The organism is Allobosea thiooxidans (assembly GCF_900168195.1).
Classification (GTDB): Bacteria; Pseudomonadota; Alphaproteobacteria; order Rhizobiales; family Beijerinckiaceae; genus Allobosea; species Allobosea thiooxidans.
The window spans coordinates 1-24873 of sequence record NZ_FUYX01000013.1 but is presented as its reverse complement, the minus strand read 5'-3'; the positions used below and the strand labels follow the sequence as shown (position 1 = coordinate 24873).

The 24873-nt window shown below is 67.4% G+C and carries 24 protein-coding genes and 1 pseudogene; 14 read left to right on the top strand and 11 right to left on the bottom strand.

The features are described from left to right. The gene (locus B5Y19_RS20070) at positions 1-453 is read right to left on the bottom strand and encodes an SRPBCC family protein (protein WP_055727945.1); all 453 of its coding nucleotides are present in this window, start codon (positions 451-453) and stop codon (positions 1-3) included. A gap of 142 nt (positions 454-595) precedes the next feature. Between B5Y19_RS20070 and B5Y19_RS20065 the strand changes: the two genes are divergently transcribed. Further along, positions 596-1855, top strand: coding sequence for an aconitase X (locus B5Y19_RS20065; protein WP_079591991.1), 1260 nt, complete (start codon positions 596-598; stop codon positions 1853-1855). Continuing rightward, the gene (locus tag B5Y19_RS20060; protein WP_055727946.1) at positions 1846-2256 is read left to right on the top strand and encodes an aconitase X swivel domain-containing protein; all 411 of its coding nucleotides are present in this window, start codon (positions 1846-1848) and stop codon (positions 2254-2256) included. Before B5Y19_RS20065 ends, B5Y19_RS20060 begins: the two co-directional genes overlap by 10 nt. A 22-nt stretch (positions 2257-2278) precedes the next feature. On the opposite strand, the gene B5Y19_RS20055 is transcribed toward B5Y19_RS20060, so the two are convergent. Both B5Y19_RS20055 and B5Y19_RS20050 read right to left on the bottom strand, forming a co-directional pair. Continuing rightward, the gene (locus tag B5Y19_RS20055) at positions 2279-2797 is read right to left on the bottom strand and encodes a flavin reductase (RefSeq protein ID WP_055727947.1); all 519 of its coding nucleotides are present in this window, start codon (positions 2795-2797) and stop codon (positions 2279-2281) included. Positions 2798-2915: 118 nt separating this feature from the next. Beyond that, positions 2916-3629, bottom strand: a complete 714-nt coding sequence (locus B5Y19_RS20050; RefSeq protein ID WP_079591990.1) for a GntR family transcriptional regulator — start codon at positions 3627-3629, stop codon at positions 2916-2918. Positions 3630-3942: 313 nt separating this feature from the next. On the opposite strand from B5Y19_RS20050, the gene B5Y19_RS20045 reads away from it, so the two are divergent. The 8 genes and pseudogenes from B5Y19_RS20045 to B5Y19_RS20010 all read left to right on the top strand — a co-directional run bounded on the left by B5Y19_RS20045 (position 3943) and on the right by B5Y19_RS20010 (position 12286). Next, on the top strand, positions 3943-5175 hold the full coding sequence (locus B5Y19_RS20045; protein WP_055727948.1) for an NAD(P)/FAD-dependent oxidoreductase: 1233 nt from the start codon (positions 3943-3945) through the stop codon (positions 5173-5175). 105 nt (positions 5176-5280) lie between these two features. Then, positions 5281-6291: a 4-hydroxyproline epimerase gene (locus tag B5Y19_RS20040; protein WP_055727949.1), complete on the top strand. Its 1011-nt coding sequence runs from the start codon at positions 5281-5283 to the stop codon at positions 6289-6291. A 363-nt stretch (positions 6292-6654) separates the two neighbouring features. Then, positions 6655-7578, top strand: coding sequence for an ABC transporter permease subunit (locus B5Y19_RS20035; protein WP_055727950.1), 924 nt, complete (start codon positions 6655-6657; stop codon positions 7576-7578). A 4-nt stretch (positions 7579-7582) separates the two neighbouring features. Continuing rightward, positions 7583-8959 (top strand): high-affinity branched-chain amino acid ABC transporter permease LivM, encoded by a 1377-nt coding sequence (gene livM / locus B5Y19_RS20030; RefSeq protein ID WP_079591989.1) that lies wholly within the window; start codon positions 7583-7585, stop codon positions 8957-8959. Further along, a pseudogene (locus tag B5Y19_RS20025) lies at positions 8959-9789 on the top strand (ABC transporter ATP-binding protein); the annotation flags it as partial. The gene livM and the pseudogene B5Y19_RS20025, both read left to right, overlap by 1 nt. Before the next feature lie 20 nt (positions 9790-9809). Next, positions 9810-10541: an ABC transporter ATP-binding protein gene (locus tag B5Y19_RS20020; RefSeq protein WP_055727953.1), complete on the top strand. Its 732-nt coding sequence runs from the start codon at positions 9810-9812 to the stop codon at positions 10539-10541. A 125-nt stretch (positions 10542-10666) separates the two neighbouring features. Continuing rightward, positions 10667-11041, top strand: a complete 375-nt coding sequence (locus tag B5Y19_RS20015; RefSeq protein ID WP_055727954.1) for a DUF6867 family protein — start codon at positions 10667-10669, stop codon at positions 11039-11041. 129 nt (positions 11042-11170) lie between these two features. Then, positions 11171-12286 carry a branched-chain amino acid ABC transporter substrate-binding protein gene (locus tag B5Y19_RS20010; protein WP_055727955.1) on the top strand — a complete coding sequence of 372 codons (1116 nt, stop codon included), beginning with the start codon at positions 11171-11173 and terminating at the stop codon, positions 12284-12286. 169 nt (positions 12287-12455) lie between these two features. On the opposite strand, the gene B5Y19_RS20005 is transcribed toward B5Y19_RS20010, so the two are convergent. From B5Y19_RS20005 to B5Y19_RS19970, 8 genes are all read right to left on the bottom strand, one after another. Next, positions 12456-13001, bottom strand: coding sequence for a cytochrome b (locus tag B5Y19_RS20005; RefSeq protein WP_055727956.1), 546 nt, complete (start codon positions 12999-13001; stop codon positions 12456-12458). 16 nt (positions 13002-13017) lie between these two features. Next, positions 13018-14007: an iron exporter MbfA gene (gene mbfA, locus B5Y19_RS20000; protein ID WP_055727957.1), complete on the bottom strand. Its 990-nt coding sequence runs from the start codon at positions 14005-14007 to the stop codon at positions 13018-13020. A 268-nt stretch (positions 14008-14275) separates the two neighbouring features. Next, on the bottom strand, positions 14276-14947 hold the full coding sequence (locus B5Y19_RS19995; protein WP_139384497.1) for a class I SAM-dependent methyltransferase: 672 nt from the start codon (positions 14945-14947) through the stop codon (positions 14276-14278). A gap of 58 nt (positions 14948-15005) precedes the next feature. Further along, positions 15006-15584 (bottom strand): RBBP9/YdeN family alpha/beta hydrolase, encoded by a 579-nt coding sequence (locus B5Y19_RS19990; protein ID WP_055727959.1) that lies wholly within the window; start codon positions 15582-15584, stop codon positions 15006-15008. Positions 15585-15623: 39 nt separating this feature from the next. Then, complete coding sequence (gene purB / locus B5Y19_RS19985; protein ID WP_055727960.1) at positions 15624-16931, bottom strand: adenylosuccinate lyase; 1308 nt, start codon at positions 16929-16931, stop codon at positions 15624-15626. Between the two features lie 141 nt (positions 16932-17072). After that, positions 17073-17756, bottom strand: a complete 684-nt coding sequence (gene rpe / locus B5Y19_RS19980; RefSeq protein ID WP_055727961.1) for a ribulose-phosphate 3-epimerase — start codon at positions 17754-17756, stop codon at positions 17073-17075. 36 nt (positions 17757-17792) lie between these two features. Next, the gene (locus B5Y19_RS19975; RefSeq protein ID WP_244555658.1) at positions 17793-18476 is read right to left on the bottom strand and encodes a glutathione S-transferase family protein; all 684 of its coding nucleotides are present in this window, start codon (positions 18474-18476) and stop codon (positions 17793-17795) included. 44 nt (positions 18477-18520) lie between these two features. Next, complete coding sequence (locus B5Y19_RS19970; RefSeq protein ID WP_055727962.1) at positions 18521-19492, bottom strand: bile acid:sodium symporter family protein; 972 nt, start codon at positions 19490-19492, stop codon at positions 18521-18523. Between the two features lie 265 nt (positions 19493-19757). Between B5Y19_RS19970 and B5Y19_RS19965 the strand changes: the two genes are divergently transcribed. The 4 genes from B5Y19_RS19965 (at position 19758) to B5Y19_RS19950 (ending at position 24621) form a co-directional block, all read left to right on the top strand. After that, the gene (locus tag B5Y19_RS19965) at positions 19758-21008 is read left to right on the top strand and encodes an NAD(P)/FAD-dependent oxidoreductase (protein ID WP_079591988.1); all 1251 of its coding nucleotides are present in this window, start codon (positions 19758-19760) and stop codon (positions 21006-21008) included. 260 nt (positions 21009-21268) lie between these two features. Continuing rightward, entirely contained in the window at positions 21269-22408 is a 1140-nt protein-coding gene (locus tag B5Y19_RS19960; RefSeq protein ID WP_055727964.1) for a dipeptidase, read from the top strand. 180 nt (positions 22409-22588) lie between these two features. Further along, positions 22589-23416, top strand: a complete 828-nt coding sequence (locus B5Y19_RS19955) for an RNA methyltransferase (protein ID WP_055727965.1) — start codon at positions 22589-22591, stop codon at positions 23414-23416. A gap of 152 nt (positions 23417-23568) precedes the next feature. Continuing rightward, a complete protein-coding gene (locus tag B5Y19_RS19950) occupies positions 23569-24621 on the top strand; it encodes an IS110 family RNA-guided transposase (RefSeq protein WP_079590925.1) in 1053 nt (350 codons plus the stop codon). The last annotated feature ends 252 nt before the right edge of the window (positions 24622-24873 follow it).

The following is a 24873-nucleotide window of genomic DNA, read 5'->3' as shown; positions in this document are numbered from 1 at the left end:
TCAGCCCTCGCTGACCGCCTTGGCGAAATTGGCGAAGAACTCGTCGGCGAGCTTCTTCGAGACCGAATCGATCAGTCGCGAGCCGAGCTGCATCAGCTTGCCGCCGACCTGGGCCTCGACCTCGTAGCGCAGCAGGGTCTGGCCGCCCTCGGCATCGCTCAGATTGACCCGCGCTCCACCCTTGGCGAAGCCGGCGATGCCGCCCTCGCCCTCGCCGGCGATGCGGTAGCCGTTCGGCGGGTCGAGCTCGCTGAGCTCGACCTTGCCCTTGAAGGTCGCCTTCACCGGCCCGAGCTTGACCTTCACCACCGCCGAGAAATGCGTGTCGTCGTCCTTGTTGAGCTGCTCGCAGCCGGGGATGCAGGCCTTCAGCACCTCGGCGTCGTTGAGCTTGGCCCAGACCACCTCCTTGGCGGCAGGCAAGGTCGCCTCGCCGTTCATCGTCATCGCCATGGCGCATCTCCCGAGCAGTTGGCCGCGGCTCGGACGATTGCGGCCGGCGCGGTTCGAAGGCTATCCAGTTCCTATCCATGGGCGCAAAGCCCGCCTCGGCACAAGAGGGCGCCGGGCGCCGCGGCGTTGCGGAGGGGAATCGATGCTCGAGCTTACGGCCGATGAGCGCGCCGTCGCGGCCGGCCAGGCCGGAGAGGCCGCCGCCATGGCGATCCGCATCGTCGCGGAGGCCGCGCGACTCATGGGCGCGCCGCGGCTCATCCCGATCGCCTCCGCCCATATCGACGGCGCGCTCTATCACGGCGATTCCGGCACGCTCTTCGCCGAGAAGCTGGTCGAGGGTGGCGCCCGCGTGGCGGTCCGCGCGACGCTGAACGTCGGCGCGCTCGCACCGGCCGGCTGCGCGCCGGTGCGGCTCCCGCCGCACGAGCGCGAGATGGCCCGGCGGATGATGCGGGCCTATGAGGCGATGGGCTGCGAGCCGAGCTGGACCTGTGCGCCCTATCAGGCCGGGCACCGGCCGGCACGGGGCACCGACGTGGCCTGGGGCGAATCGAATGCGGTCGTGTTCTGCAATTCGGTGCTCGGCGCGCGCACCAACCGCTATGGCGACTTCCTCGACATCGCCTGCGCCATCAGCGGGCGGGCGCCCGACTACGGCCTGCATCGGCGCGAGAACCGCATCGCTGCCCTCCAGCTCGACGTCTCCGGCCTGTCGCCGGCGCTGCGCCACTCCGAGGTGTTCTATCCCGTCCTCGGCACCATCCTGGGCCGGACGGCCGGCACGGCGGTCGCCGTCATCGACGGCCTGCAGGGCTGCGCCAGCGAGGACCGCCTCAAGGCGCTCGGGGCGGCCGCGGCTTCGGCGGGCGGCGTCGGCCTCTTCCATGTCGCCGGCGTCACGCCGGAAGCGCCCGATGCCGCAACGGCCTTGGGCGGGGCGCCGCCGCGGGAACGGATCGCCCTGACATCGGACGACCTCGCCGCGGCGCTGGCCCGGCTGTCGACCGCCGGGCCGACCGAGCGCGTCGATGCGGTGGCGATCGGCTCGCCGCATCTTTCGCTGGCCGAGATCGACGAGACCGAAAGGCTGATCGCGGGACGCCGCCTGCAGATCCCGCTCTACGCCAATACCGGCCGGCACGTCCTCGCACCGCTGGAGGCGCAGGGCCGGCGCAAGGCGCTCGAACAGGCGGGCGTCATCTTCGTGGTCGATACCTGCGTGGTGGTCGCGCCTATCCTGCCGAGGCTCGACGGGGCCGTGCTGATGACCAATTCCGGCAAGTTCGCCCATTACGCTCCGGGCAATACCGGCTATGCCGTGACCTATGGCTCGCTCTCCGAATGCGTCGAGAGCGCGGTAGCGGGCCGGCTCGTCAGGGAGCCTCTGTCATGGAGCTGAAGGCCGAGATCCTGCTGCCCGGCGGCCCTGCGAACGGCCGATGCCTGGCGCTGACCGCCCCGATCAGCTTCTGGGGCGGCGTCGACCCCGCCACCGGGACGATCATCGATGCGCGCCATCCGCAGCACGGCCGCAATGTCGCCGGCACGATCCTGGCGCTGCCCGGCACCATCGGCTCGTCCTCGGCCTCTGCCGTGCTGCTCGAGCTGGTCCATGCCGGCAGGGCACCAGCCGCCCTGCTGCTGGACGCGCCGGACGCCATCCTGCTGCTCGGCCTCGTCGTCGCCCGCGAAATGGGATGGCAGGCGCCACCGGCCTTCCGCCTCCCGGCGGCGAAACAGGCCGATCTCGACGGCTTGAAGCTCGCCATCTCGGTGGCGGGCATGATCGCGGCGGGCTGACGCGGCTCCGCGGTTAGGACGCTCAGACCGAGCCGAAGCGGCGCTGGCGGTAGATCAGCCCGGCGCCGCGCCCCTCTCCGCCCAGGCCGACGACCTCGCCGATCAGGATGCGGTGGCTGGCGACGTCGTGTGCCGCGATCAGGCGGCAATCGAAGGCCGAGACGGCGTCAAGCAAAACGGGCGCGCCGGTCGCCAGCCTGCCCCAGCGCGCCGTCATGAAGCGCTCCTCGCCATCGATGCCGCGCCGGCTGGCGAATATCTCCGCGAGCTCCGCTAGCTGGGCGGGCAGGGTGTTGATGCAGAAGGCACCGCTTGCCTCGATCGCAGCCAGCGTGCGGCTGGTCCTGGCGACGCAGGCCAGCACCGTCGGCGGCGTATCCGAGACCGAGGCCACCGCGGTCGCGGTGAGCCCCAGGCGGCCGGCCGGCCCCTCGGTGGTGATCACATGGACCGCGCTCACCACCTGCGCCATGGCATCGCGGAAGGCCTGACCGTCCGGGCGGTCCAGGGCGGGCGGCAATGGGTGGACGGTTTTCGTCATCGGCTCGATCGGGTCAGCTTTCCGGCTCCAGCGGCATGGCTGACCATGTAGAGGCTCGCGCCTGCGAACGCCAGACGCGCGCCTCCGTCGGCGCGGATTCTGGACGATTCCAGATATATCAGATTGACTGACCTGTCGCCGCAGCGCCGGCCAGCGTCGCCAGCAGCCGCCTGCGGAGATGCTCCATCAGGGCGTCGCTAGCGCTCGCGGCGGCGGCATCGTCGGCGGCGGCAATCGCTTGCGCCAGCGCGACATGGTGCCCGGCCGCCGGAAGCAGATCCGCCCGCCGCTCGAAATGATACCAGGCCCGCCGGATCAGCGTTTGCAGCGGCTCGACCGAGCGGGAGGCATAGGGGCTGCGCGCCGCCTCGCCGATCGCGGTGTCGAGCTCCTTGTCGAGCCGCATATAGGCGGTGGCGTCGCCGGCCTGCGCCGCCTGCCCCATCGCAGCGGCGGCCGCCATGATCGCGATCCGCTCCGCCGGGCTTGCGCGCCGCGCCGCCTCGCGCGCGACGAGGCGCTCCAGCACCTCGCGCGCGTCGAGCGCCGCCATGATGTCGATCGCGTTGATGTCGGCGACGCGGATGCCCTTGCGCGGCAGGATCTCCACCAGGCCGTGCTGCGCCAGCCGGATCAGCGCCTCGCGCACGGGCGTACGCCCCAGGCCGGCCAGATCGATCAACTGCGCCTCGGTCATCCCCGCGCCCGGCCGCAGCGACAGGGTGACGATCGCCTCCTCGAGCCGGCGATAGGCGACTTCCGCCAGACTCTCGCCGGGCGCCGGAGCAGCATCGTTCCGCCCCTCGCCTGCCGCAGGCTGCCGCCGATTCATGCCCTCTCCATTTCGCGCCCCAACGGCCGATCGCCATCGCGAGCTTGATATATCAATCGAGATATATCAAGCTCGTGGTCATGCCGGCTTCAGGCATGCACCGCGACTGCCCGGGACCGTTGCGCGAACCGGTCCGGACGGAAGCCGCCGCGAGCCGGTCCTTGCGAGGGGAAGATGACCCGATGGCCTTTGCCTGTCCGATCCCCGCCCGGCTCCGTATCCGCCACGACATCATGAACGGCCCGTCGCATTCGGCCGCCTGCGTCGAGATTGCCGCGAAGCGGCCTTCCGCCCCGAAGGAACGCAACCTGCCATGAAGGTCGCGGTCGTCGGGGCAGGCATCGTCGGCGTCGCCATCGCCCATGCGCTTCTCGACGAGGGGCACGAGGTCCTGCTCGTCGAGAGCCGGGAGCCAGCCTTCGGCCCGTCCCGCGGCAATGCCGGCTGGATCGCCCATACCGACATCCTGCCGATCGCCAGCCCCCGGATCCTCCGGCAGGTCCCGAAATTCCTCGCCGATCCGCTCGGCCCGCTCAGCATTCGCCCGGCCTATCTGCCACGCCTGCTGCCCTGGCTCGTCCGCTTCGTCCTGGCCTCGCGGCCCGAAGCCTATGAACGCTCGATCGCCGGGCTCGCCGCACTTCAGGGGCTGGCGCTGCCGGCCTGGCTGGCGCGGACCGAAAGCACCGGCCTCACGCGCCATATCCACCGCAATGGCGGCCTCTACGCCTTCGGCGATGCCGGCACGATGGCCGCAGCCGAAACCGTGGCGAAGCGCCAGGCGGAATTCGGCATCAGGGTGGAGATGCTCGGCCCGGAGGAGTTGCGCCAGTTGGAGCCGGCGCTGCAGCCGCGCTTCGCCGGCGCCGCCTTCCATCCCGACGCCGCCCATATCAGCGACCCGCATCAGCTGACGCTCCTGCTCTTCGAGGCCGCCCTGGCCCGCGGCGCCGTCTTCGAGAAGGCGCGGGTCGACAACATCTCGACCGGCGAGCGCCCTGCCCTCATCGGGCCCGATGGCTGGCAGCGCGTCGTCGACCGTGCCGTGATCGCGGCCGGCGCCTGGGCCAAGCCGCTGGCCACGGCGCTCGGAGACGCGGTGCCGCTCGACACCGAGCGCGGCTACAATGTCAGCTTTCCGGATCTCGGCGGCCTGCTCTCCCGTCCCGTCGCCTTCGAAGGCCACGGCTTTGTCGCGACACCGCTCGATTCGGGCTTCCGCATCGGCGGCGCCGTCGAATTCGGCGGCCTGGAGGCACCGCCCAACCACGCCCGCACGAAGCGGCTCTACGACAAGGCGGCGACGATGATCGAAGGGCTGCCGGCCTTCGAGAGCGGCCGGCTCTGGATGGGTTTTCGCCCCTCTCTGCCGGATTCGCTGCCGGTCATCGGTACCGCCAGCCGCAACCCCCACGTGTTCCATGCCTTCGGCCATGGCCATTACGGCATGACGCAGTCGCACGCGACCGCCGGCCTCGTCGCGGCGCTGGTCGCCGGCCGCAAGCCTGCCATCGACCTCTCCCCGTTCAGCCCGAGGCGGTTCTAAGATGTCCGCGTCGCCGGGAGCCGTCACCCCTATCAGCGCTCGGGCAGCAGACTTTCCGAGCCCCCGCACGCTTGAATCAAACCCGAAGCCGCCAGAGCCAACAGCATGACCACACACACCTTTTTCTGCGTGGACGGCCACACCTGCGGGAACCCCGTGCGCCTCGTCGCCGGCGGCGCGCCGCAGCTGAATGGCGCGGACATGGTCGAGAAGCGCGCCCATTTCCTCGCCGAATACGACTGGATCCGCACCGGGCTGATGTTCGAGCCGCGCGGCCACGACATGATGTCGGGCGCCATCCTCTACCCGCCGACCCGGCCGGACGCCGACATCGCCTTCCTGTTCATCGAGACTTCGGGCTGCCTGCCGATGTGCGGCCACGGCACGATCGGCACGGTGACGATGGCGCTGGAACGCGGCCTCGTGACGCCGCGCGAGGAAGGCGTGCTGAAGATCGACACCCCCGCGGGGCTGGTGACGGCGCGCTACAGCCGCAACGGCCCCTATGTCGACAGCGTCCGCATCACCAACATCGCCTCCTATCTCCATGCGACGGATCTCGCCGTCGAGATCGAGGGGCTCGCCCCCCTGACCGTCGACGTCGCCTATGGCGGCAATTTCTACGCGATCGTGGATCCGCAACCCGCGATCCGCGACATCGCCGACGTCAACCCGTCCGACCTGCTGCGCTGGAGCCCGAAGCTGCGCGCCGCCCTCAACGCGCGCTACGAATTCGTGCATCCCGAGAATCCGGCGATCCGCGGCCTCAGCCACATCCTCTGGACCGGCGCCCCGACGAAACCCGACGCCCATGCCCGCAACGCCGTCTTCTACGGCGACAAGGCGCTCGACCGCTCGCCCTGCGGCACCGGCACCTCGGCGCGCATGGCGCAATGGGCGGCGAAGGGCCGACTCAGACCCGGCGACGACTTCGTCCATGAGAGCATCATCGGCACCCTGTTCCGCGGCCGGGTCGAAGCCGCCGCCAAGGTCGGGAATCACGACGCGATCATTCCCTCGATCGAAGGCTGGGCACGGATGACGGGCTACAACACGATCTTCATCGACGACCGCGACCCGCTCGCCCACGGCTTCCAGCTCGCGGACAAGGCCTGAGAGATGGCGCGGGCCGGCATCCGGGGCATGGCGTCGCAGCCCGTTTCGAGCGGGCGATCGCCCTGCGTTTTCCGCCGTCCGCCACCCTTCCGATGCATGGATCGAACGCTCCCGGCGGGCGTTGGGGGCGCGAGGACGCTCTGCAGCAACGCAATCATCATGCGCGAAATGCGCGCGGGCACGCAGAGTATTCTGCACAATTTCGAGGCGTTTCGTTCGTAATTGCTTTTGACAGAAAATTGGCTCGGAGCGATTGTCGCTGGCGCAAGCCATTGGTAGCTCTACAATGAAATCGCATCCCGCATGCGTCGACGTCATGTCGATGACGAGAACGGGAGCTGGTTCGAGGGGTCGGCGTCGTCAATGGAAGTCTTCCTGCAGCAGCTCATCAACGGGCTGACACTGGGATCGATCTACGGTCTCATCGCCATCGGCTACACGATGGTTTTCGGCATCATCGGCATGGTGAACTTCGCCCACGGCGACATTTTCATGCTCTCGGCCTTCATCGCCCTGATCTTCTTTATGCTGATCACCTCCGTCCTCGGGATGGGCGCCGGAATGGTCATGCTGGCGCTGGTCCTGGTGCTGGCCCTGGCGATGTTCTTCACCTCGCTCTGGAACTGGACGATCGAGCGCCTCGCCTATCGGCCGCTGCGCGGCTCCTTTCGCCTGGCGCCGCTGATCTCGGCGATCGGCATGTCGATCTTCCTGGTGAACTTCGTGCAGGTCGTGCAGGGTCCGCGCAACAAGTCGATCCCGCCGCTGCTCAACAAGTCGATCACGCTGATCGAGAGCGCGACATACTCCGTCCAGATCTCCTACAAGCAGATCGTCATCGTCGTGACCACGGCGCTGCTGCTCGCGGCGTTCTGGTACGTCGTGCAGAAGACCCCGCTCGGCCGGGCCCAGCGCGCCTGCGAGCAGGATCGCAAGATGGCGGCGCTCCTCGGCATCGACGTCGACCGCACCATCTCGATCACCTTCGTGATGGGCGCGGCCCTCGCAGCCGTCGCCGGCGTGATGTACCTTGTGCTCTACGGTGTGGTGAACTTCGCCGACGGCTTCACGCCGGGCGTCAAGGCCTTCACCGCGGCGGTGCTCGGCGGCATCGGCTCGCTGCCCGGCGCCGTCCTCGGCGGCCTGCTGATCGGCCTGATCGAGGTGATGTGGTCGGCCTATTTCACCATCGACTACAAGGATGTCGCGGCTTTCGCGATCCTGGCGATCGTGCTGGTCTTCATGCCCTCGGGCATCCTCGGCCGCCCGGAAGTCGAGAAGGTCTGACGCCATGGCGAGCAAACCGACCGCCGCGCCCGGCCGCGATCTCAAGGCCGCCTTCAAGGAGGCCGGCTTCGCCGCCCTCGTCACGCTCGGCCTGTGCATCCCGATCATCGCCTGGGGCACGCGCCAGAACATGGATAATGTCCTGGTGCTCGATCCGCGCTGGGACGCCGTCGCCTGGGCGGTCGGCATCGTCTTCGTCGGCCGCCTGCTGGTGGCGCTGCGCCAGCAGGGCCGACGCGAGGCGAAGGCGGCCGTGCGCCTGCTGCCGCACGGCACCATCGCCTTCTTCCAGCGCCATTCGCGGCTGTTCTCGCTGTTCGGCCTCGGTTTCCTGGTCAGCTTCCCGGCGATCGCGATCGGGCTTGCCGGCTGGGGCGGCGCGCTGAAATGGATCGACAATTTCGGCGTCCAGATCCTGATCTACGTCATGCTCGGCTGGGGGCTGAACATCGTCGTCGGCCTCGCCGGCCTGCTCGACCTCGGCTATGTCGCCTTCTACGCGGTCGGCGCCTATTCCTACGCGCTGCTCGCCAAGAATTTCGGCCTGTCCTTCTGGATCCTGCTGCCGCTCGCCGGCATCCTCGCCTCGTTCTGGGGCATGCTGCTCGGCTTCCCGGTGCTGCGCCTGCGCGGCGACTATCTCGCCATCGTGACGCTCGCCTTCGGCGAGATCATCCGGCTCGTGCTGGTCAACTGGACGGAGTTCTCCAACGGCTACGCCGGCATCTCCGGCATCCCGCGCCCGACCTTCTTCGGTATTCCCTTCACGGCGGCGGATGACGGCTTCGCGGCGGTGTTCGGGCTCGAATTCTCGCCGATCTACCGAACGATCTTCCTCTACTATCTCATCCTCTGCCTGGCCCTGCTGACGGCCTTCGTCACGCTGCGCCTGCGCAGGCTGCCGGTCGGACGCGCCTGGGAAGCGCTGCGCGAGGACGAGATCGCCTGCCGCTCGCTCGGCATCAACACCACCAACACCAAGCTCACCGCCTTCTCGCTCGGCGCCATGTTCGGCGGCTTCGCCGGCTCGTTCTTCGCGGCGCGCCAGGGCTTCATTTCGCCCGAGTCCTTCGTCTTCATGGAGTCTGCGGTCATCCTCGCCATCGTCGTGCTCGGCGGCATGGGCTCGCTCTGGGGCTGCGCCATCGCGGCGATCGCGATGATCGGCGGCACCGAGTTGCTGCGCGAGCTCGACTTCCTGAAGCAGGTCTTCGGACCCGACTTCGACCCGACCAAGTACCGCATGCTGATCTTCGGCTTCGCCATGGTCGTGATCATGATCTGGAAGCCGCGCGGCCTGATCTCGGTGCGCGAACCGACGGCCTTCCTCAAGGAAAAGAAGACGATCTCGGCCGACCTCGTCCAGGAGGGCCACGGCTGATGCCCAGCGTCGATTCCAGAGGGCGCGCCCTGCTCGAAGTCGAGCGCGTCACCATGCGCTTCGGCGGCCTCACCGCCGTCAACGACCTCAGCTTCCAGGCGCACAAGGGGGAGATCACGGCGCTGATCGGCCCCAACGGCGCCGGCAAGACCACGGTCTTCAACTGCATCACCGGCTTCTACAAGCCGACGCAGGGCCTGGTTTCGCTCAACCATGACAACGGCGCGAGCTTCCTGCTCGAGCGCATGCCGGACTTCCGCATCTCCTGGAAGGCCAAGGTCGCCCGCACCTTCCAGAACATTCGCCTCTTCGGCGGCATGACGGTGCTGGAGAACCTGCTCATCGCCCAGCACAACCCGCTGATGATCGCCTCGGGCTTCACCTTCCTGGGCGTGCTCGGCATCGGCGGCTACAAGGCCCGCGAGAAGGAGGCGATCGAGAAGGCCAAGTTCTGGCTCGACAAGATCAACCTCACCCATCGCGCCGACGATCCGGCCGCCGACCTGCCCTATGGCGACCAGCGCCGGCTCGAGATCGCGCGCGCCATGTGCACCGATCCGGTGCTGCTCTGCCTCGACGAGCCGGCCGCGGGCCTCAACCCGCGCGAGAGCCTCGACCTCAATACGCTGCTGCTCTCGATCCGCGCGGATCTGGGCACGGCGCTGCTGCTGATCGAGCACGACATGTCGGTCGTCATGGAAATCTCGGACCATGTCGTGGTCCTCGACTACGGCACCAAGATCGCCGACGGCACGCCGGCGGAGGTGCAGGCCGATCCGAAGGTCATCGCCGCCTATCTCGGCGTCGACGACGAGGAGGTCGATGAGGTCGAAGCGGAGGTCGGCATCTCGTGACTGTGGCCCAGCCTCTCCTCGCCGTCCGCGGCGTCAAGACCTATTACGGCAAGATCATCGCGTTGAAGGGCGTCGACATCGACGTCAATGCCGGCGAGATCGTCACCATGATCGGCGCCAACGGCGCCGGCAAATCCACGCTGATGATGACGATCTTCGGCAATCCTCAGGCGCGCGAAGGCTCGATCACTTACGAGGGCCGCGACATCACGCGGATGCCGAGCCACGAGATCGCGAGGCTGGGTATCGCTCAGTCCCCGGAAGGAAGACGCATCTTCCCGCGCATGACGGTGTTCGAGAACCTGCAGATGGGCGCCGCCGTCCGCAATTTCGAGCATTTCGACGAAGATCTCGAGAAGATCTGCGTGCTCTTTCCGCGCATCAAGGAGCGCCTGCAGCAGCGCGGCGGCACGCTCTCGGGCGGCGAGCAGCAGATGGTCGCGATCGCGCGGGCCCTGATGGCGCGCCCGAAACTGCTCCTGCTCGACGAACCTTCGCTCGGCCTGGCGCCGCTGATCGTGAAGCAGATCTTCGAGGCGATCCGGGAGCTCAACCGCACGCAGGGGCTGACCGTCTTCCTCGTCGAGCAGAACGCCTTCCACGCCCTCAAGCTCGCCCATCGCGGCTACGTCATGGTCAACGGCGTCATCACGATGAGCGGCTCTGGCAAGGATCTGCTCGCCAACCCGCAGGTCCGCGCCGCCTATCTCGAAGGCGGCCGGCATTGAGCCCCGGCGGCAAGGATATGCGCTTGCCGCTGCAACTTTTTGATGAGAGACGGCTGCATCCTGCCCATGTCATCGCTGTGGCGATGTCAGCCGCTTCCAACGCCGAATAACGCCGGGAGCAAGAGATGCAGGGCATCCTCTACGAAGAACCGACGATCTGGCTCTTCCTGCTGGTCACGGTGATCATGGGCGGCTGGCTCGCCTGGATGGCCGGGCGCGCCATCGCCCTGACCTGGCGGCCGAACTGGCAGCTCGTCGTCTACATGATGATCCTCGGCCTGTTCGTGCGCTTCATCCATTTCGCGCTCTTCCAGGCCACGTTGCTGACGCTGCACTACTACATCGTCGACTGCGTCGTGCTGCTCGCCTTCGGCTTCGCGGGCTGGCGCTACACCCGCGCCAAGCAGATGACGCGGCAATATCACTGGCTTTTCGAGCGTACCGGCCCCTTCGGCTGGAAGCCCCGCGCCGGCGTCGAAATCCGGCCTGAACTGCGCTGAAAGGCTCACGAGCTTGTCGCGTGACAGTCCACCGAAAAAGCGCAAGACTGCGGTTTACGGTGGCGAAAACGCGCCGAGACGGGCGGTCCGTCCAGCCCGTTGTCAATCAATAGAGGGGAGTTGCATCACATGAAGAAACTGCTGTTGGGCGGCATTGCGCTCGGCGCGGTCCTCGCCTTCTCGGGCGTGGCCAATGCGCAGATCAAGCTCGGCGTCGGCGGCCCGATCACCGGCCCCAACGCCGCGTTCGGCGCGCAGCTCAAGAACGGCGCCGAGCAGGCCGTCGAGGATATCAACGCCGCCGGCGGCGTCCTCGGCCAGAAGATCACGGTGACCGTCGGCGACGACGTCTCCGATCCGAAGCAGGGCGTCTCGGTCGCCAACAAGTTCGTCGGCGACGGCGTGAAATGGGTCCTCGGCCACTTCAACTCCGGCGTCACCATGCCGGCGTCGGAAGTCTATGCCGAGAACGGCCTCCTGATGATCTCGCCTTCGGCCACGAACCCGAAGATCACCGAGCGCGGCCTGTGGAACACCTTCCGCACCTGCGGCCGTGACGACCAGCAGGGCGGCGTCGCCTCGGCCTATCTGCTGAAGAACTTCAAGGACAAGAAGATCGCCATCGTCCACGACAAGACGACCTATGGCCAGGGCCTCGCCGACGAGACCAAGAAGGGCCTCAACGCCGGCGGCGTCAAGGAAGTGCTCTACGAAGGCGTCAATGCCGGCGAGAAGGACTTCTCGGCGCTCGTCTCGAAGATCAAGGCGGCCGGTGCCGACTACCTCTACTGGGGTGGCCTGCACACCGAAGGCGGCCTGATCGTGCGCCAGATGCGCGATCAAGGCCTGAAGACCGTGCTCGTCTCGGGTGACGGCATCACCACCGACGAGTTCGCCACGATCGGCGGCCCCGGCGTCGAAGGCACGCTGATGACCTTCCCGCCCGATCCGCAGAAGCGCCCGGAAGCGGCCGCCGTCGTCAAGAAGTTCGAGGCCAAGAACTTCAAGCCGGAAGCCTATACCCTGTACAGCTACGCCGCCGTCCAGATCATGGCCGAGGGCGCCAAGCGCGCGAACTCGACCGATCCGAAGAAGATCGCTGAGGCGCTGCACAAGGGTGAGCCGGTCAAGACCGTGATCGGCGACATCGGCTTCGACAAGAAGGGCGACATCACTCGTCCGGACTACACCGTCTACACCTGGAAGAAGGGTGCCGATGGCAAGATCACCTATGTCGAGAACTGATCGCGGCTGATCGGCCCGACAGGACAGAGCCCGCCCCGGACCATCCGGGGCGGGCTTCTTGTTGGCGGGAGACAAGCCGCCGAACGCCCTGGATGTCTCAGCCGGGCCAGACGAAGCCCCCGGCAGAACCGGTCGGCAGGCACCATGGCGCTTGCCGGACCGGCCCGGCTCAGGGAGCCCGCCGCCGCGCGAACCACATCCGCTTGAGCGCACCGTCCCTGCGCACGAACTGATGGTACAGCGCCGCCAGGGCATGCCCCGCGGCGAGACTGAGCAGCACATTGGCGGCAAGCTCGTGCCAGCCGTTGATGGAACGGCGCAGAGGCCGGTCTTCCGGCGCAAAACCCGGTATCTGCAGCAGCCCGAACAAGTCCCAGCCCCTGACCGCGACATTGACGATGCCGAGAACGAGGGTTGCCGCAAGCAGGGCATACAGGAGCCCATGTGCGGCTTGCTCAGCCAGCCGCAATGCGCCGTCGTTGACGGATGCCGGGCGTATTGCCGACGAGGTCAGCCAAAGCAGGCGGGCACAGTAGACCAGGACGAGAATTGCTCCGGCCGTGATGTGAAACGACCACATGCCATGGCGCCATTCGCGCGGCAGCAGGGCTTCGCTCTGAGCCATGAGCCAGAGCAGCAGGACGAGCATGGCGGTCAGCCAGTGGAAGGCGATGCTGGCCGTGTCGTACCGGGCTTGGTCGGGGTTGTGCAGCATGGTGGGTCTCGGTCCTTTACGCGCCGCCGATGAGGATGCCAGTGGCCAGGACGAGGAGCCCTCCCAGGATGATCTGGAACATCGCCCGGCCGATCGGGGTCTCCATGAACCGGTTCTGGATCCAGACAATCACCCAGAGCTCGACGAACACGACGCAGAGTGCGATGGCCGTCGCCGTCCAGAAGTGCGGGATGAGGTAAGGCAGCGCATGTCCCAGGCCGCCGATCGTCGTCATGACGCCGGAGGCCAGCCCGCGCTTCCAGGGCGAGCCGCGCCCTGACAACTTGCCGTCGTCATGCGCCGCCTCGGTGAACCCCATCGAAATGCCGGCGCCAATTGAGGCGGACAGGCCGATCAGGAAGGTCGTCCAGGGGTTCTGCGTGGCGAACGCCGTCGCGAAGATCGGCGCCAGGGTCGAAACCGAGCCGTCCATCAACCCGGCAAGGCCGGGCTGGACCCAGGTCAGCACGAACTGGCGCTTGGCCTGGTCCTGCTCGGCCTTGCCTTCGTCGCCGGTCGTCAATTCGCCTTCGAGAGACAGAGCCTTGCGCTCGTGCTTCGCTTCGGCGGCCGCGAGGTCTCCGAGCAGCTTGCGCGTTTCCGCATCGGTGCTGCGCGACGCCGCCAGCCGGTAGAAGGCTTCCGCCTGCCGTTCCATGTCGGCGGCATCCGCACGGGCGCGCTCCAGAGGCAGAGATTTCACCAGCCACAGAGGCTTTCGCGCATAGAACCCTTCGACGTGTTCCCGGCGAATGGGGATGATCGTGGGGCCGAACCGACGGACGTAGAGATCCAGCAAGGCGCTGCGATGCTCATTCTCCTCCGCAGCCATGGCATCGAACATCGCCGCCGATGCGGGATAGTCCTTGGCCAGGTTGGCAGCGTAGGCCGCATAGATGCGGCCGTCCTCTTCCTCTGCGAGAATCGCGAGCGACAGGACTTCCTGCGCGCTCAGATCGTCGAACTGCCGTCGGGCAGGCCGGAACATGGAGAACAGAGCGGGCATGACGTCATCCAGCGCACAAGCAATGCCCCTGTCTTTAGAATTATTCTAATTAGAAATCCAGCGACTGGATGACGCGCCCCTCAGCCTGCACCGGTCAGTCGTCGGACGTCGATGAATGTCGCGGATCAAGCGCGGGCCTGACTGTCCCGCCGCGTCGCAAACCTCTCCGAAAGGTCGGCGCGACGGCCGCTTCACGGCCGAGCGCGCACCACAGCCGGTCGCCGCGCTGCCGGAGGCCCTTACAGCGGCGAGCGCCTGTCGCGGTCGTTTACGCGTAAGCCACCCAGCCGCGGAAGGCGAAGCCGGCATAGAACAGGCTGACCGTGCCGAAACCGGCGTCGCGCAGGAGCTGCTCATCCTCTTCGGGCGCGAGGATCGGCAGGCGCGCGGCGATCGTTGCGCGTGCCTTCTCCGCCTGCGACGGCTCGATGCCGGAGGCGGCCGCGAAGGCGGCATAGCGCGAGAGCCAGAGGTCGCGCTCGCCCTCCCCCTGCGGGAAGCTGAAATGGGCGACAACCAGGGGCGCACCGGGCCTGAGGCGGCCGCGGAGTTCCCGGAGCGTGCCCAGCCGCTCCTCGCGCGCGACGAAATGCAGGGTCAGGAGGCATGTCGCGGCGTCGAACGGCCCGGCCGGCGCGGTGTCGATCAGCCCATGATGCAAGATCGCGCGAGCGGCCAGCGGCCCCAGCGTCCGCCGCGCGAGATCCAACATCTCGGCCGACGGGTCGACCCCGTCGAACCGCCAGCTCGGTCGAGCCTCGGCGAAGGCCTTGAGCTCCAACCCGCCGCCAGCGCCGAGCACCAGCACCCGCGCATCGTCGGGCGCACGCTCCGCCAGCAGGAGCAGGACCATGCGCTGCAGATCGGCGAAGCCGGGCACCTGGCGTGGCGGCCCTTCGGCGTAGCGGGCGACGGCCTGCGGATCGGAGAATGGTTCGATGCTCATCGGCCTCGCATCCGCGGGACATCCCGCATGGTTCGGGAGAAGACGAGCGCGACTACTGACTCAATCTCTGAGGCACAGCACTCAAGCTCTTGAGAAATCCGGCGAAACGCAGCAGGCCGTCCGGCCAGGGGCCATGCCCGGACTCACTGTTGAGATGGCCGCTATCGCCGGCATCGACGAATTCCGAGCCCCAGGCCTCCGCCAGCTCCCGCGCCTCGTCCTGCGTGCAATAGGGATCGCTCGCGCTGGCGATCAGCACCGAAGGGAAAGGCAGCCTCTCGCGGCGATGCGCGATGAAGTCGGGGCCCATTCCGGGAACCGCGCCCTTCGCCTTCTCGGAAGCCGGCGCGACCAGGAAGGCGCCGGCGACCTCGCCGGGATGCAGATGCTCGGCGGCAAAGGCGACGGCGCTGCAACCGGCCGAATGCGCCACCAGCACGACGGGCCGCGTCGCGCTACGCACAGCCTGCACGATCCGCTCGGCCCAGACATGGCGCGAGGGCTTGTACCAGTCGTCCTGGACCACGCGGCGCGCCGTCGTGAGGCGCGCCTCCCAACGGCTCTGCCAATGCTCGGGCCCGGAGCCCGACCAGCCGGGGATGATGAGGATGTCGACGTCGGAGGATTTCATCAGGCCTAGATAGCCCCGCCGTGGCCGAAGTCCAGACCGTCAGGCCTCGCCGAAGACCCGGCGGAAGATCGTGTCGACATGCTTGAAGTGATAGCCCTCGTCGAACATCGCCTTGAGCTCGGAGGCCGAGAGCTTCTCCGCCACGTCCTTGTCGGCGAGCAGGTTGGTGAGGAAGTCCTCGCCATGCTCCCAAGTGCGCATCGCGTTGCGCTGGACCATGGAATAGGCATCCTCGCGGCTGGCGCCGGCCTGGGTCAAGGCCAACAGGACGCGCTGCGAATTGTGCAGGCCGCCGAGCCGGTCGAGATTCTTGCGCATGTTCTGCGGGTAGACCAGCAGCTTGTCGACGACGCCGGTCAGCCGGGCCAAGGCGAAATCGAGCGTCACCGTCGCATCCGGGCCGATCATGCGCTCGACGCTGGAATGCGAGATGTCCCGCTCGTGCCAGAGCGCGACGTTCTCCAGCGCCGGCGTGACCATGCCGCGCACCAGGCGGGCAAGGCCGGTCAGGTTCTCGGTCAGCACGGGGTTGCGCTTGTGCGGCATGGCCGAGGAGCCCTTCTGACCCGGCGAGAAATACTCCTCCGCCTCGTAGACTTCCGTGCGCTGCAGGTGCCGGATCTCGATCGCCAGCCGCTCGATACAGGAGGCGACGACGCCGAGCGTCGCAAAATACATGGCATGGCGGTCGCGCGGGATCACCTGCGTCGAGACCGGCTCGACGCTGAGACCCATCTTCGCGGCGACATACTCCTCGACGCTGGGATCGATGTTGGCGAAGGTGCCGACCGCGCCCGAAATGGCGCAGGTCGCGATCTCGGCCCGCGCCGCCACGAGCCGCGCCCGGCAACGGTCGAACTCGGCATAGGCCTGGGCGAGCTTGAGCCCGAAGGTCACCGGCTCGGCATGAATGCCATGCGAGCGGCCGATGGTCGGGGTGAGCTTGTGCTCGAAGGCGCGACGGCGGATCGCGGCCAGCAGCGCATCGACATCGGCGATCAGGATATCGGTAGCCCGGGCGAGCTGGACCGAAAGCGTGGTGTCGAGGATGTCCGACGAAGTCATGCCCTGGTGGACGAAGCGCGCCTCAGGTCCGACGATCTCGGCGAGGTGCGTCAAGAAGGCGATGACGTCGTGCTTGGTGACGCGCTCGATCTCGTCGATGCGCTCGACGTCGAAGACGGCATCCCTGGCCTTGGCCCAGATCGTCGCGGCGGCCTCCTTCGGCACCACGCCGAGCTCGGCAAGGCGATCGGTGGCATGGGCCTCGATCTCGAACCAGATGCGGAAGCGGGTCTGCGGCTCCCAGATGGCGACCATCTCGGGGCGGGAATAGCGCGGGATCATGCTCGTTTCAGCCTCTGCACCGCCGTCATGCTCGCCCTTGTGGCGAGCATCCACGACTTGAACGCCGCCCTCGATCTGCCAACGCGCGGATGGTCGGGACAAGCCCGACCATGACGGCCGGCGCCGAAAACGGCAATGATCTCAAACCCAGTCGCCGCGCGCGGCCTCCGCCGCCTTGCGGATTGCGTCGATGTTCCCGGCATAGGCGGAGGGCCCGCCCCTGAACACGGCCGAGCCCGCGACCAGCGCGTCGGCGCCGGCCTTCACGACCAGCGGCGCGGTCTCCGGCGTCACGCCGCCATCGATCTCGAGCGCGATCGGCCGGTCGCCGATCAGCGCCTTCACCTGCGCGACCTTCTCGACCACCGAATGGATGAAGCTCTGCCCGCCGAAGCCGGGATTGACCGTCATCAGCAGGATGAGGTCGACGTCCTGGATCAACGCCTCGGCGGCGCTCGCCGGCGTGCCGGGGTTGAGCACGATGCCGGCCTGCTTCCCCTGGGCCTTGATCGCCTGCAGCGTGCGGTGCGGATGCGGGCCCGCCTCGACATGGAAGGAGATCAGGTCGGCGCCAGCCTTAGCGAAGGCTTCGATGTAGGGATCGACGGGCGCGATCATCAGATGCACGTCGAAGAACTTCTGGGTGTGCGGGCGGATCGCCTTCAGCACATCGGGGCCGAAGGTGATGTTCGGCACGAAATGGCCGTCCATCACGTCGCAGTGGATCCAGTCGGCACCGGCCGCATCGACCGCGCGCACCTCCTCGCCGAGCTTGGCGAAATCGGCCGAGAGGATCGAAGGGGCGATACGGATGGGGCGGGTCATGGCGGCGGGTTTATCCCCGCCGGGCGGCCACCGCAATCAGGCGGAGCGCAATTTCACCGGAAAGGACAGCCTTCTGTCGGCTTCCGCCATCTCCGCCACCACCTGCGCGAAGGCCGGGCGCAGCTTCAAGCGCGCATACCACTCCGCCAGCCCCGGATAGCCGTCGAGCGACGGGCCACCGAGGCGCCGAATGAAGAGCATGCTCATGAACAGCGCGATATCAGCCAGCGAGAGCCGGCCGCCGAAGAACTCGCGCCCCGCCAGCTTCTGCTCCAGCACATCGTAATGGCGCAGCAGCCCTTCCTCGGCGATCAGCGCGTCGGCTTCCTGCGCGATGCGGCGGTCGCGATCCGGCGAGGGCGGCTCCGTGCGATGCATCAGCGGCTTCAGGGCCTGGAACAGGATCTCGTCGCCATAGAGCTCGTCGAGCCGGCAGCGCGCCCGCTCGACCGGCGTATCCGGCATCAGCTTCGGCTCGGGATAAGCCTCGTCGAGATATTCGTTGATCACGGTGGAATCGTAGAGCACGAGCCCGCAATCGGTCAGCACCGGCACCTGCCGCTTCGGGTTGAGCGCCAGCACCTCGGGATGCCGGGGGTCGTAGCCCGTCGTCTGGTTGAACGGCACCATGATGCGCTGGAAGGCGAGCCCCTTCTCGTTCAGCGCGATCTCGACCTTGCGCGAAAACAGGCTCAGAGGCCCGGAATAGAGGGTGATCATGGCGCGGCTCTCCTGCGACGGGAAAAGCCTCGCAAGGGCCCGCGTCAACGCCCGTCAGCAGCCTCCCGGCGCCGGATGCGGCCCGCGATGCCGCCAAGCAGCCAGGGCAGCAAATAGATCGGGAACTGCGCCAGCGCGAAGAACAGGAAGGTGGTCGGCGAGACGCCGGCGCCGAGAGCCGCGACGAGGAGCCCCATGTTCCGCTGGCCCGTGCCGTAGCCGATCATGAAGCGTTCCGATTCCGGCAGCCTCCGCAGCACCAACCAGGCGGTGACCAGCCCGCCCGCCGAAACCGCGAAGACACAGGCCAGCACGAAGAGCACCAGCCGCGGATTGTCGAGCGCCGCCCGGGTGACGCCGTCCATCGCGGCGATGGCGAAGATGAAGTACATCAGCACGCCGAAACCGTCGAGATTGGCCTTCATCGCCCGGATCCGCCCGATGCCGAGCCAGGCGCGCAGCGCGAAGGCCACAGCCATGCCGCCGCCGATGAAGATCAGGAGCCTGAGCGTCAGCGCCCAGCGATCGAGCGGCACGGCCGCGCCCGCGAGCAACTCGACCAGCAGCGGCGCCACGATCGGGCTGATGATGGTGGTGACGATGACGCTGGCGATGATCAGCGACGGCTCGAAGCCGTAGAGGATCGCCACCGCCGGCGACGACATGATCGGCGGCGCCGCCCCCATGATCGCGAGGCCCAGCACGATCCCCGGATCGAGACTGTCGCGGCCGACGAGGAGCAATGCCCCACCGATCAGCAGCACCGGAGCGGCGACGAGCCACAGGCAGGTCGTCGCGAGCTTCGCCGGCCGGCGCAGCAGCCGGGCGGTGATGCCGAGATCGACGCGCATGAACACGACGGTGGTGAAGCAGAAGATGGTGATGGGCAGCACCGGTCGGGCCGCCGCCGAGAACTGCGGAAGCGCCAGCCCGAGGAAGATCGAGAGCGCAAAGCCCTGCGTACCGTAGCGCCCGAGCCATGCGAGCGCGGCGGCGAGGAAGGCGGCTGGACGCATCGGCACGGCTCTGGAATCATTCGTGAAACAGCCCGCACACTGGCTGATCGGGCAGCGAGCGTCACCTACCCCTGGCGCGGGGCGGTCCTGCGCCGGCATAAAATTGCGCGCGGATGCGTGAGACCCTGGCCAAAATGGCAATCCGGCGGAACCTGGCGCAGAACTTGCGAAAGATATGGCGATCCTGCGCAAAATCCGGTCGCGGCGCTGACAATCGGCCGCAAACCGCTATTTTGCAGGGAAAAGGGGCTGTCAGGAGCAGGTCATGAAGGTGGATACGATCGTTCTCGGCGCCGGCATCGTCGGCATTTCGGTCGCGCTCCATCTGCAGAAGGCCGGCCGCTCCACGCTGCTCGTCGACCGGCGTGGCCCCGGCGAGGAGACGAGCTACGGCAATGCCGGCCTGATCCAGCGTGAGGGCGTCTACCCTTACGGCTTCCCGCATGATTTCGGCGCGCTCTTTCGCTATGCGATGAACAACACGATCGACGCCTCCTACCATTGGAGCGCGATCCCGAAGCTGGCGCCCTTCCTGTTTTCCTACTGGATGCATTCGCGCGCCTCGCAGCACGAGGCCATCGCCCACAAATACGCGAAGCTGATCGAGCACTGCGTCACCGAGCACGACGTGCTCGCGCAGGAAGCCGGCGCGACCGAGCTGCTGCGGCGCAAGGGCTGGATGAAGGTGTTCCGCACCGAGAAGGAGCGCGACGAGCGCCTGGCCGAGGCCGCCCGCTGGAAGCGCGATTTCGACGTGAACTACCGCGCCCTCGACATGGCGACCCTCAAGGCCGAGGAGCCGCATCTCGACCATGCCAGCCTGATTGGCGGGCTGCACTGGACCGACCCGGTCACCGTCATCGATCCGCTCGGGCTGTCGAAATCCTATGTCGCGCTGTTCGAGAAGCATGGCGGCAAGCTCGCCATCGGCGATGCCGCGACGCTGGTGCAGAGCGGCGCCGGCTGGACCGTCACCCTCGCCGACGGCACCAAGGCCGAAGCCAAGGACGTCGTCGTCGCACTCGGCCCCTGGGCCGACGTGCTGACCAACAAGCTTGGCTATCGCCTGCCGCTGGCGGTCAAGCGCGGCTACCACATGCATTACAAGGCGCAGGGCAACGCGGTGCTCAACCATCCGGTGCTCGACACCGAGCGCGGCTATTTCCTCGCGCCGATGCAGCAGGGTATCCGCCTGACCACCGGCGCCGAATTCGCCGATCGCGACGCGCCGAAGACCCCGGTCCAGCTCGCCCGTGCCGAGCCCATCGCCAAGACGCTCTTCCCGCTCGGCGAGCGCCTCGATGCCGAGCCCTGGCTTGGCCGCCGGCCCTGCACCCCGGACATGATGCCGATCATCGGCCCGGCGCCGAAGCACAAGGGCCTCTGGTTCTCCTTCGGCCACGCCCATCACGGCCTGACGCTCGCCGCCGTCACCGGCCGCATGGTCGCCGAGATGGTCACGGGCCAGAAGGTCTTCGTCGACCCGGCGCCGTTTGCGCCGTCGCGCTTCGTCTGAGGCGCCGCCTGCTGAAGGGCGCTGTCATCCCGTGCGCACTGCAGCGTGCAACGCTGCTGCGCAGACACGGGACCGCGTGACAAGAAGGCGCCTCTTTCTGCGGACGGTCCCGCATCTGCGCAGCAGCGTGCAACGCTGCGGCGCGAGCGGGATGACACCACGGCAGCGCATGCGGGATGACAGACCTGCGTCCCGCCCCCTCGCCTGCCGCCGCACACCCTGCCACGATCCGGCTCCCGATTCCCGACCGAGACCCCGCCATGGCCCTCGCCAAACCGCCCGTCCAGGACAACGCCTACGCCGCCGCTCTCGCCCTGCTCGATCGCGTGCCGCTGATCGACGGCCATAACGACCTGCCCTACGTCATCCGCAAGGACGCCAAGGCCAGGGGCGATGTCGCCGTCTACGGCCTCGACAAGGTCCATGAAGAGGGCGACACCGACATCCCGCGCATGCAAGCCGGCAAGATGGCGGCGCAGTTCTTCGCCGCCTATGTCCCGCCGAAGCAGGCCAATCCCGCCGGCTTTGCGCTCGCCCAGATCGCGCTGATGCGCGACATCCTCAAGCGCCATGCCAGCGCCTTCCGTCCCGGTCTCTCCGCCGCGGATGTCGAGGCGGCCAAGGCCGAGGGGCGCATCGCCCTGTTCATGACCATCGAGAACGGCTCTGCGGTCGATGGCGAGCTCGACGCGCTCGACGCCTATTACGACCTCGGCGTGCGCCTGATGACGCTCTGCCACAACGACACCACCGACTGGTGCGATTCCGCCACCGACGCCCCGCGCCATAACGGCCTCACCGGCTTCGGCAAGGACGTGCTGCGCCGGATGAACAAGCTCGGCATGGTGATCGATCTCGCCCATGTCGCGCCCAAGGTGATGCATGACGCGCTCGACGTTTCCAGCGCGCCCGTGGTCTGGTCGCATTCCAACGCCTTCACGCTCTGCGACCATCCGCGCAACGTCCCCGACGACGTGCTCGATCGCGTCGCCGGCAATGGCGGCGTCGTCATGGCGACCTTCGTGCCGGACTTCATCAGCCAGGCCTCGCGCGACTGGCATCGCCCGGCCAAGGACCAGTACGGCAAGAGCCCCGAAGGCATCGACCACGAGAAGGTCGAGGCCGAGATCGCCGCCAAATCCGGTCCGCGCCCGAAGGCGACGCTTCCGGAATATTGCGACCATGTCGAATATCTCGCCAAGCGTGTCGGCCACGACCATGTCGGCATCGGCTCGGACTTCTTCGGCTGGGTCAATCCGGACGGGCTGGAGGACACCACGACCTTCCCGTCGGTGATCGCCGAGCTGATCCGCCGCGGCTGGTCGGAAGAGAACCTCGCCAAGCTCGCCGGCGGCAACATGCTGCGCGTGCTCCGCGCGGTCGAGAAGGCCGCGGGCTGAACGCTCCGCACCTCGTCATGGTCGGGCTTGTCCCGACCATCCGCGTCTTCCTTGTCGAGCGTGGATCCAAGACGTAGATGCTCGCCACGAAGGCGAGCATGACGTATGAGCTTGCCCATCGCGCCCGGCCATCCCGTGCCTGACGCAAGCCTCATCGCAAAGACAAGACCTGATTTCCCCATGACCGGTTCCGGCACCGACCGCACCCGCCCGGCCGTCCAGGCCGCCGCCCCCATCGTCATCCTGGTCGAGCCGCAGCTGGCCGAGAATATCGGCATGTGCGCCCGCGCCATGGCGAATTTCGGCCTCTCCGAGATGCGCCTCGTCGCTCCGCGCGACGGCTGGCCGAGCGGCGGCGGCCTGAAGAAGGGCGCGACGGCGGCCGCCTCCGGCGCCACGCACATCCTCGAGAACGCCCGCCTCTTTGCCAGCGCGGCCGAGGCCGTCGCGGATCTCAACCATGTGCTGGCGACGACCGCCCGCGAGCGCGGCCAGATGAAGCGCGTGCTCACCCCGGCCGAGGCGATGCCCGAGGTCGCGGGGCGCGTCGGTGGCGGCGAGCGCGTCGGCATCCTGTTCGGGCGCGAGCGCATCGGCCTCACCAATGAGGAGATCAGCCTCGCCGACGCGATCCTGACCTTCCCGGTCAACCCTGCCTTCGCCTCGCTGAACCTCGCCCAGGCCGTGCTGCTCAACGGCTATGAATGGTTCAAGACCACTGGCGGCGAGCCGCCCTTCCGCGAGAACAACCCCTCCCCACCGGCCAAGCGCGAGATGATCCTGTCGATGTTCGACTATCTCGAGAGCGAGCTCGATCTCTGCGGTTTCTTCCCGCCCGGCAAGAAGCCGGTCATGACCGCCAATCTGCGGGACATCCTGCACCGGCTCGACATGACCGAGCAGGAGGCGCGGACCTTGCGCGGCGTCTTCAAGTCGCTGGTCGAGGGGCCGAAGAAGGCCCGCCTGCTGGCGCGGCAGGCCGGGGAGCCGGAACAATCCGAAGACTGACCGGCATCGCCGGCGGCGAAGCCCCGCCGCGCGGGGGCCCGGAGACGTCATGCTCGCCCCTGTGGCGAGCATCCACGTCTTGAACACCGCTAATGGGATGGTCCGCTCCGTCTCCCACCGTCATGCTGTGACGATCCAGGAGGAGAAGAGTCATGAGCCAGCATCAGTCTTGTGATGCCGCCGTCTACGGTGTGGATCTCGGCAAGAACATCTTCCACGTCGTCGGCGTGGATCAGAGCGGTCAGCTCCTGCGGCGGATGAAGTTCCGGCGCGAGACCTTGCTGGCGTTCTTCGATCGCGCGGCGCCGGCTCTCGTCGGCATGGAGGCCTGCCCTGGCTCGCAGTGGCTCGCGCGCAAGCTCCAAGGTCTCGGCCATCGCGTGCGCATCATGCCTGCGCAATTCGTGAAGCCATATCTGAAGTCGAACAAGTCGGACACGCTGGATGCCGAAGCGATTGCGGAGGCGGTGACGCGCCCATCCATGCGGTTCGTCGAGGTCAAGGCAATCGAGCAGATCGACGTCCAGTCTTTGCATCGCGTGCGGGACCAGATGGTGATGCAGCGCACGCGCCTGATCACCCAGATGCGTGGCTTCTGTCTCGAATATGGTGTCGCCATCAGGCAAGGCGCCGGTGTTTTCAAGCTGGATCTGCCGCGAGTCGTGGCCGATGAGGAGAATGATCTATCGCCGGCGATACGCCGATTGGTGACAGGCTTGTTCGAAGACCTGGAGCGCCTCGAAGGTCGGATCGCCCAGATCACACGTGAGATCGAAGCGCTGGTTCAGCGCGATGACGTCGCCCGGCGGTTGATGACGGTTCCCGGCATCGGCCCCCTCGGCGCCTCCGCGCTCCTGGCGGCCGTCGGCCGCGGCGTCCAGTTCAGGAGGGCGCGCGACCTCGCAGCCTGGCTCGGACTCGTGCCGCGGGAACACTCAACCGGCGGCAAGCAGACCCTGTTGGGGATCAGCAAGCGCGGCAACGGCTATGTCCGACGCCTGCTGATCCACGGCGCACGATCCTGTCTGATGCATCTGGATCGGACACGCCACGCCCTCGGGGCCTGGCTCGATGCGCTGGAGCAGCGCATGCACATCAACAAGGTGACTGTCGCCTTGGCCAACAAGATCGCTCGCATTGCGTGGGTGATCATCCAGAAGCCGGGGGCGCTCTACGAACGACGCGATCCTGCGTTCATGCCGTAGAAGCGCCCGGGAAGCAGATTGCGAGGCTCGGGAGAATGATGACGAGACAGTCGATCGGCATGCCGTAAGCCCTTCGGTCGAAAGCGGGCTCCGCGCCCGAACCAGCTTAGTGGGAACGGCATGCGCGCATCTCATCATGGCCTGGCTGCAACAGCAGCCCACTCGCGAGAGGCCGGATACATTTACGCAAACTGTCAATCGTCAGCAGCCCTCCAAATCGCCTTGCAATGACGGAGCGGACCATACATTTCG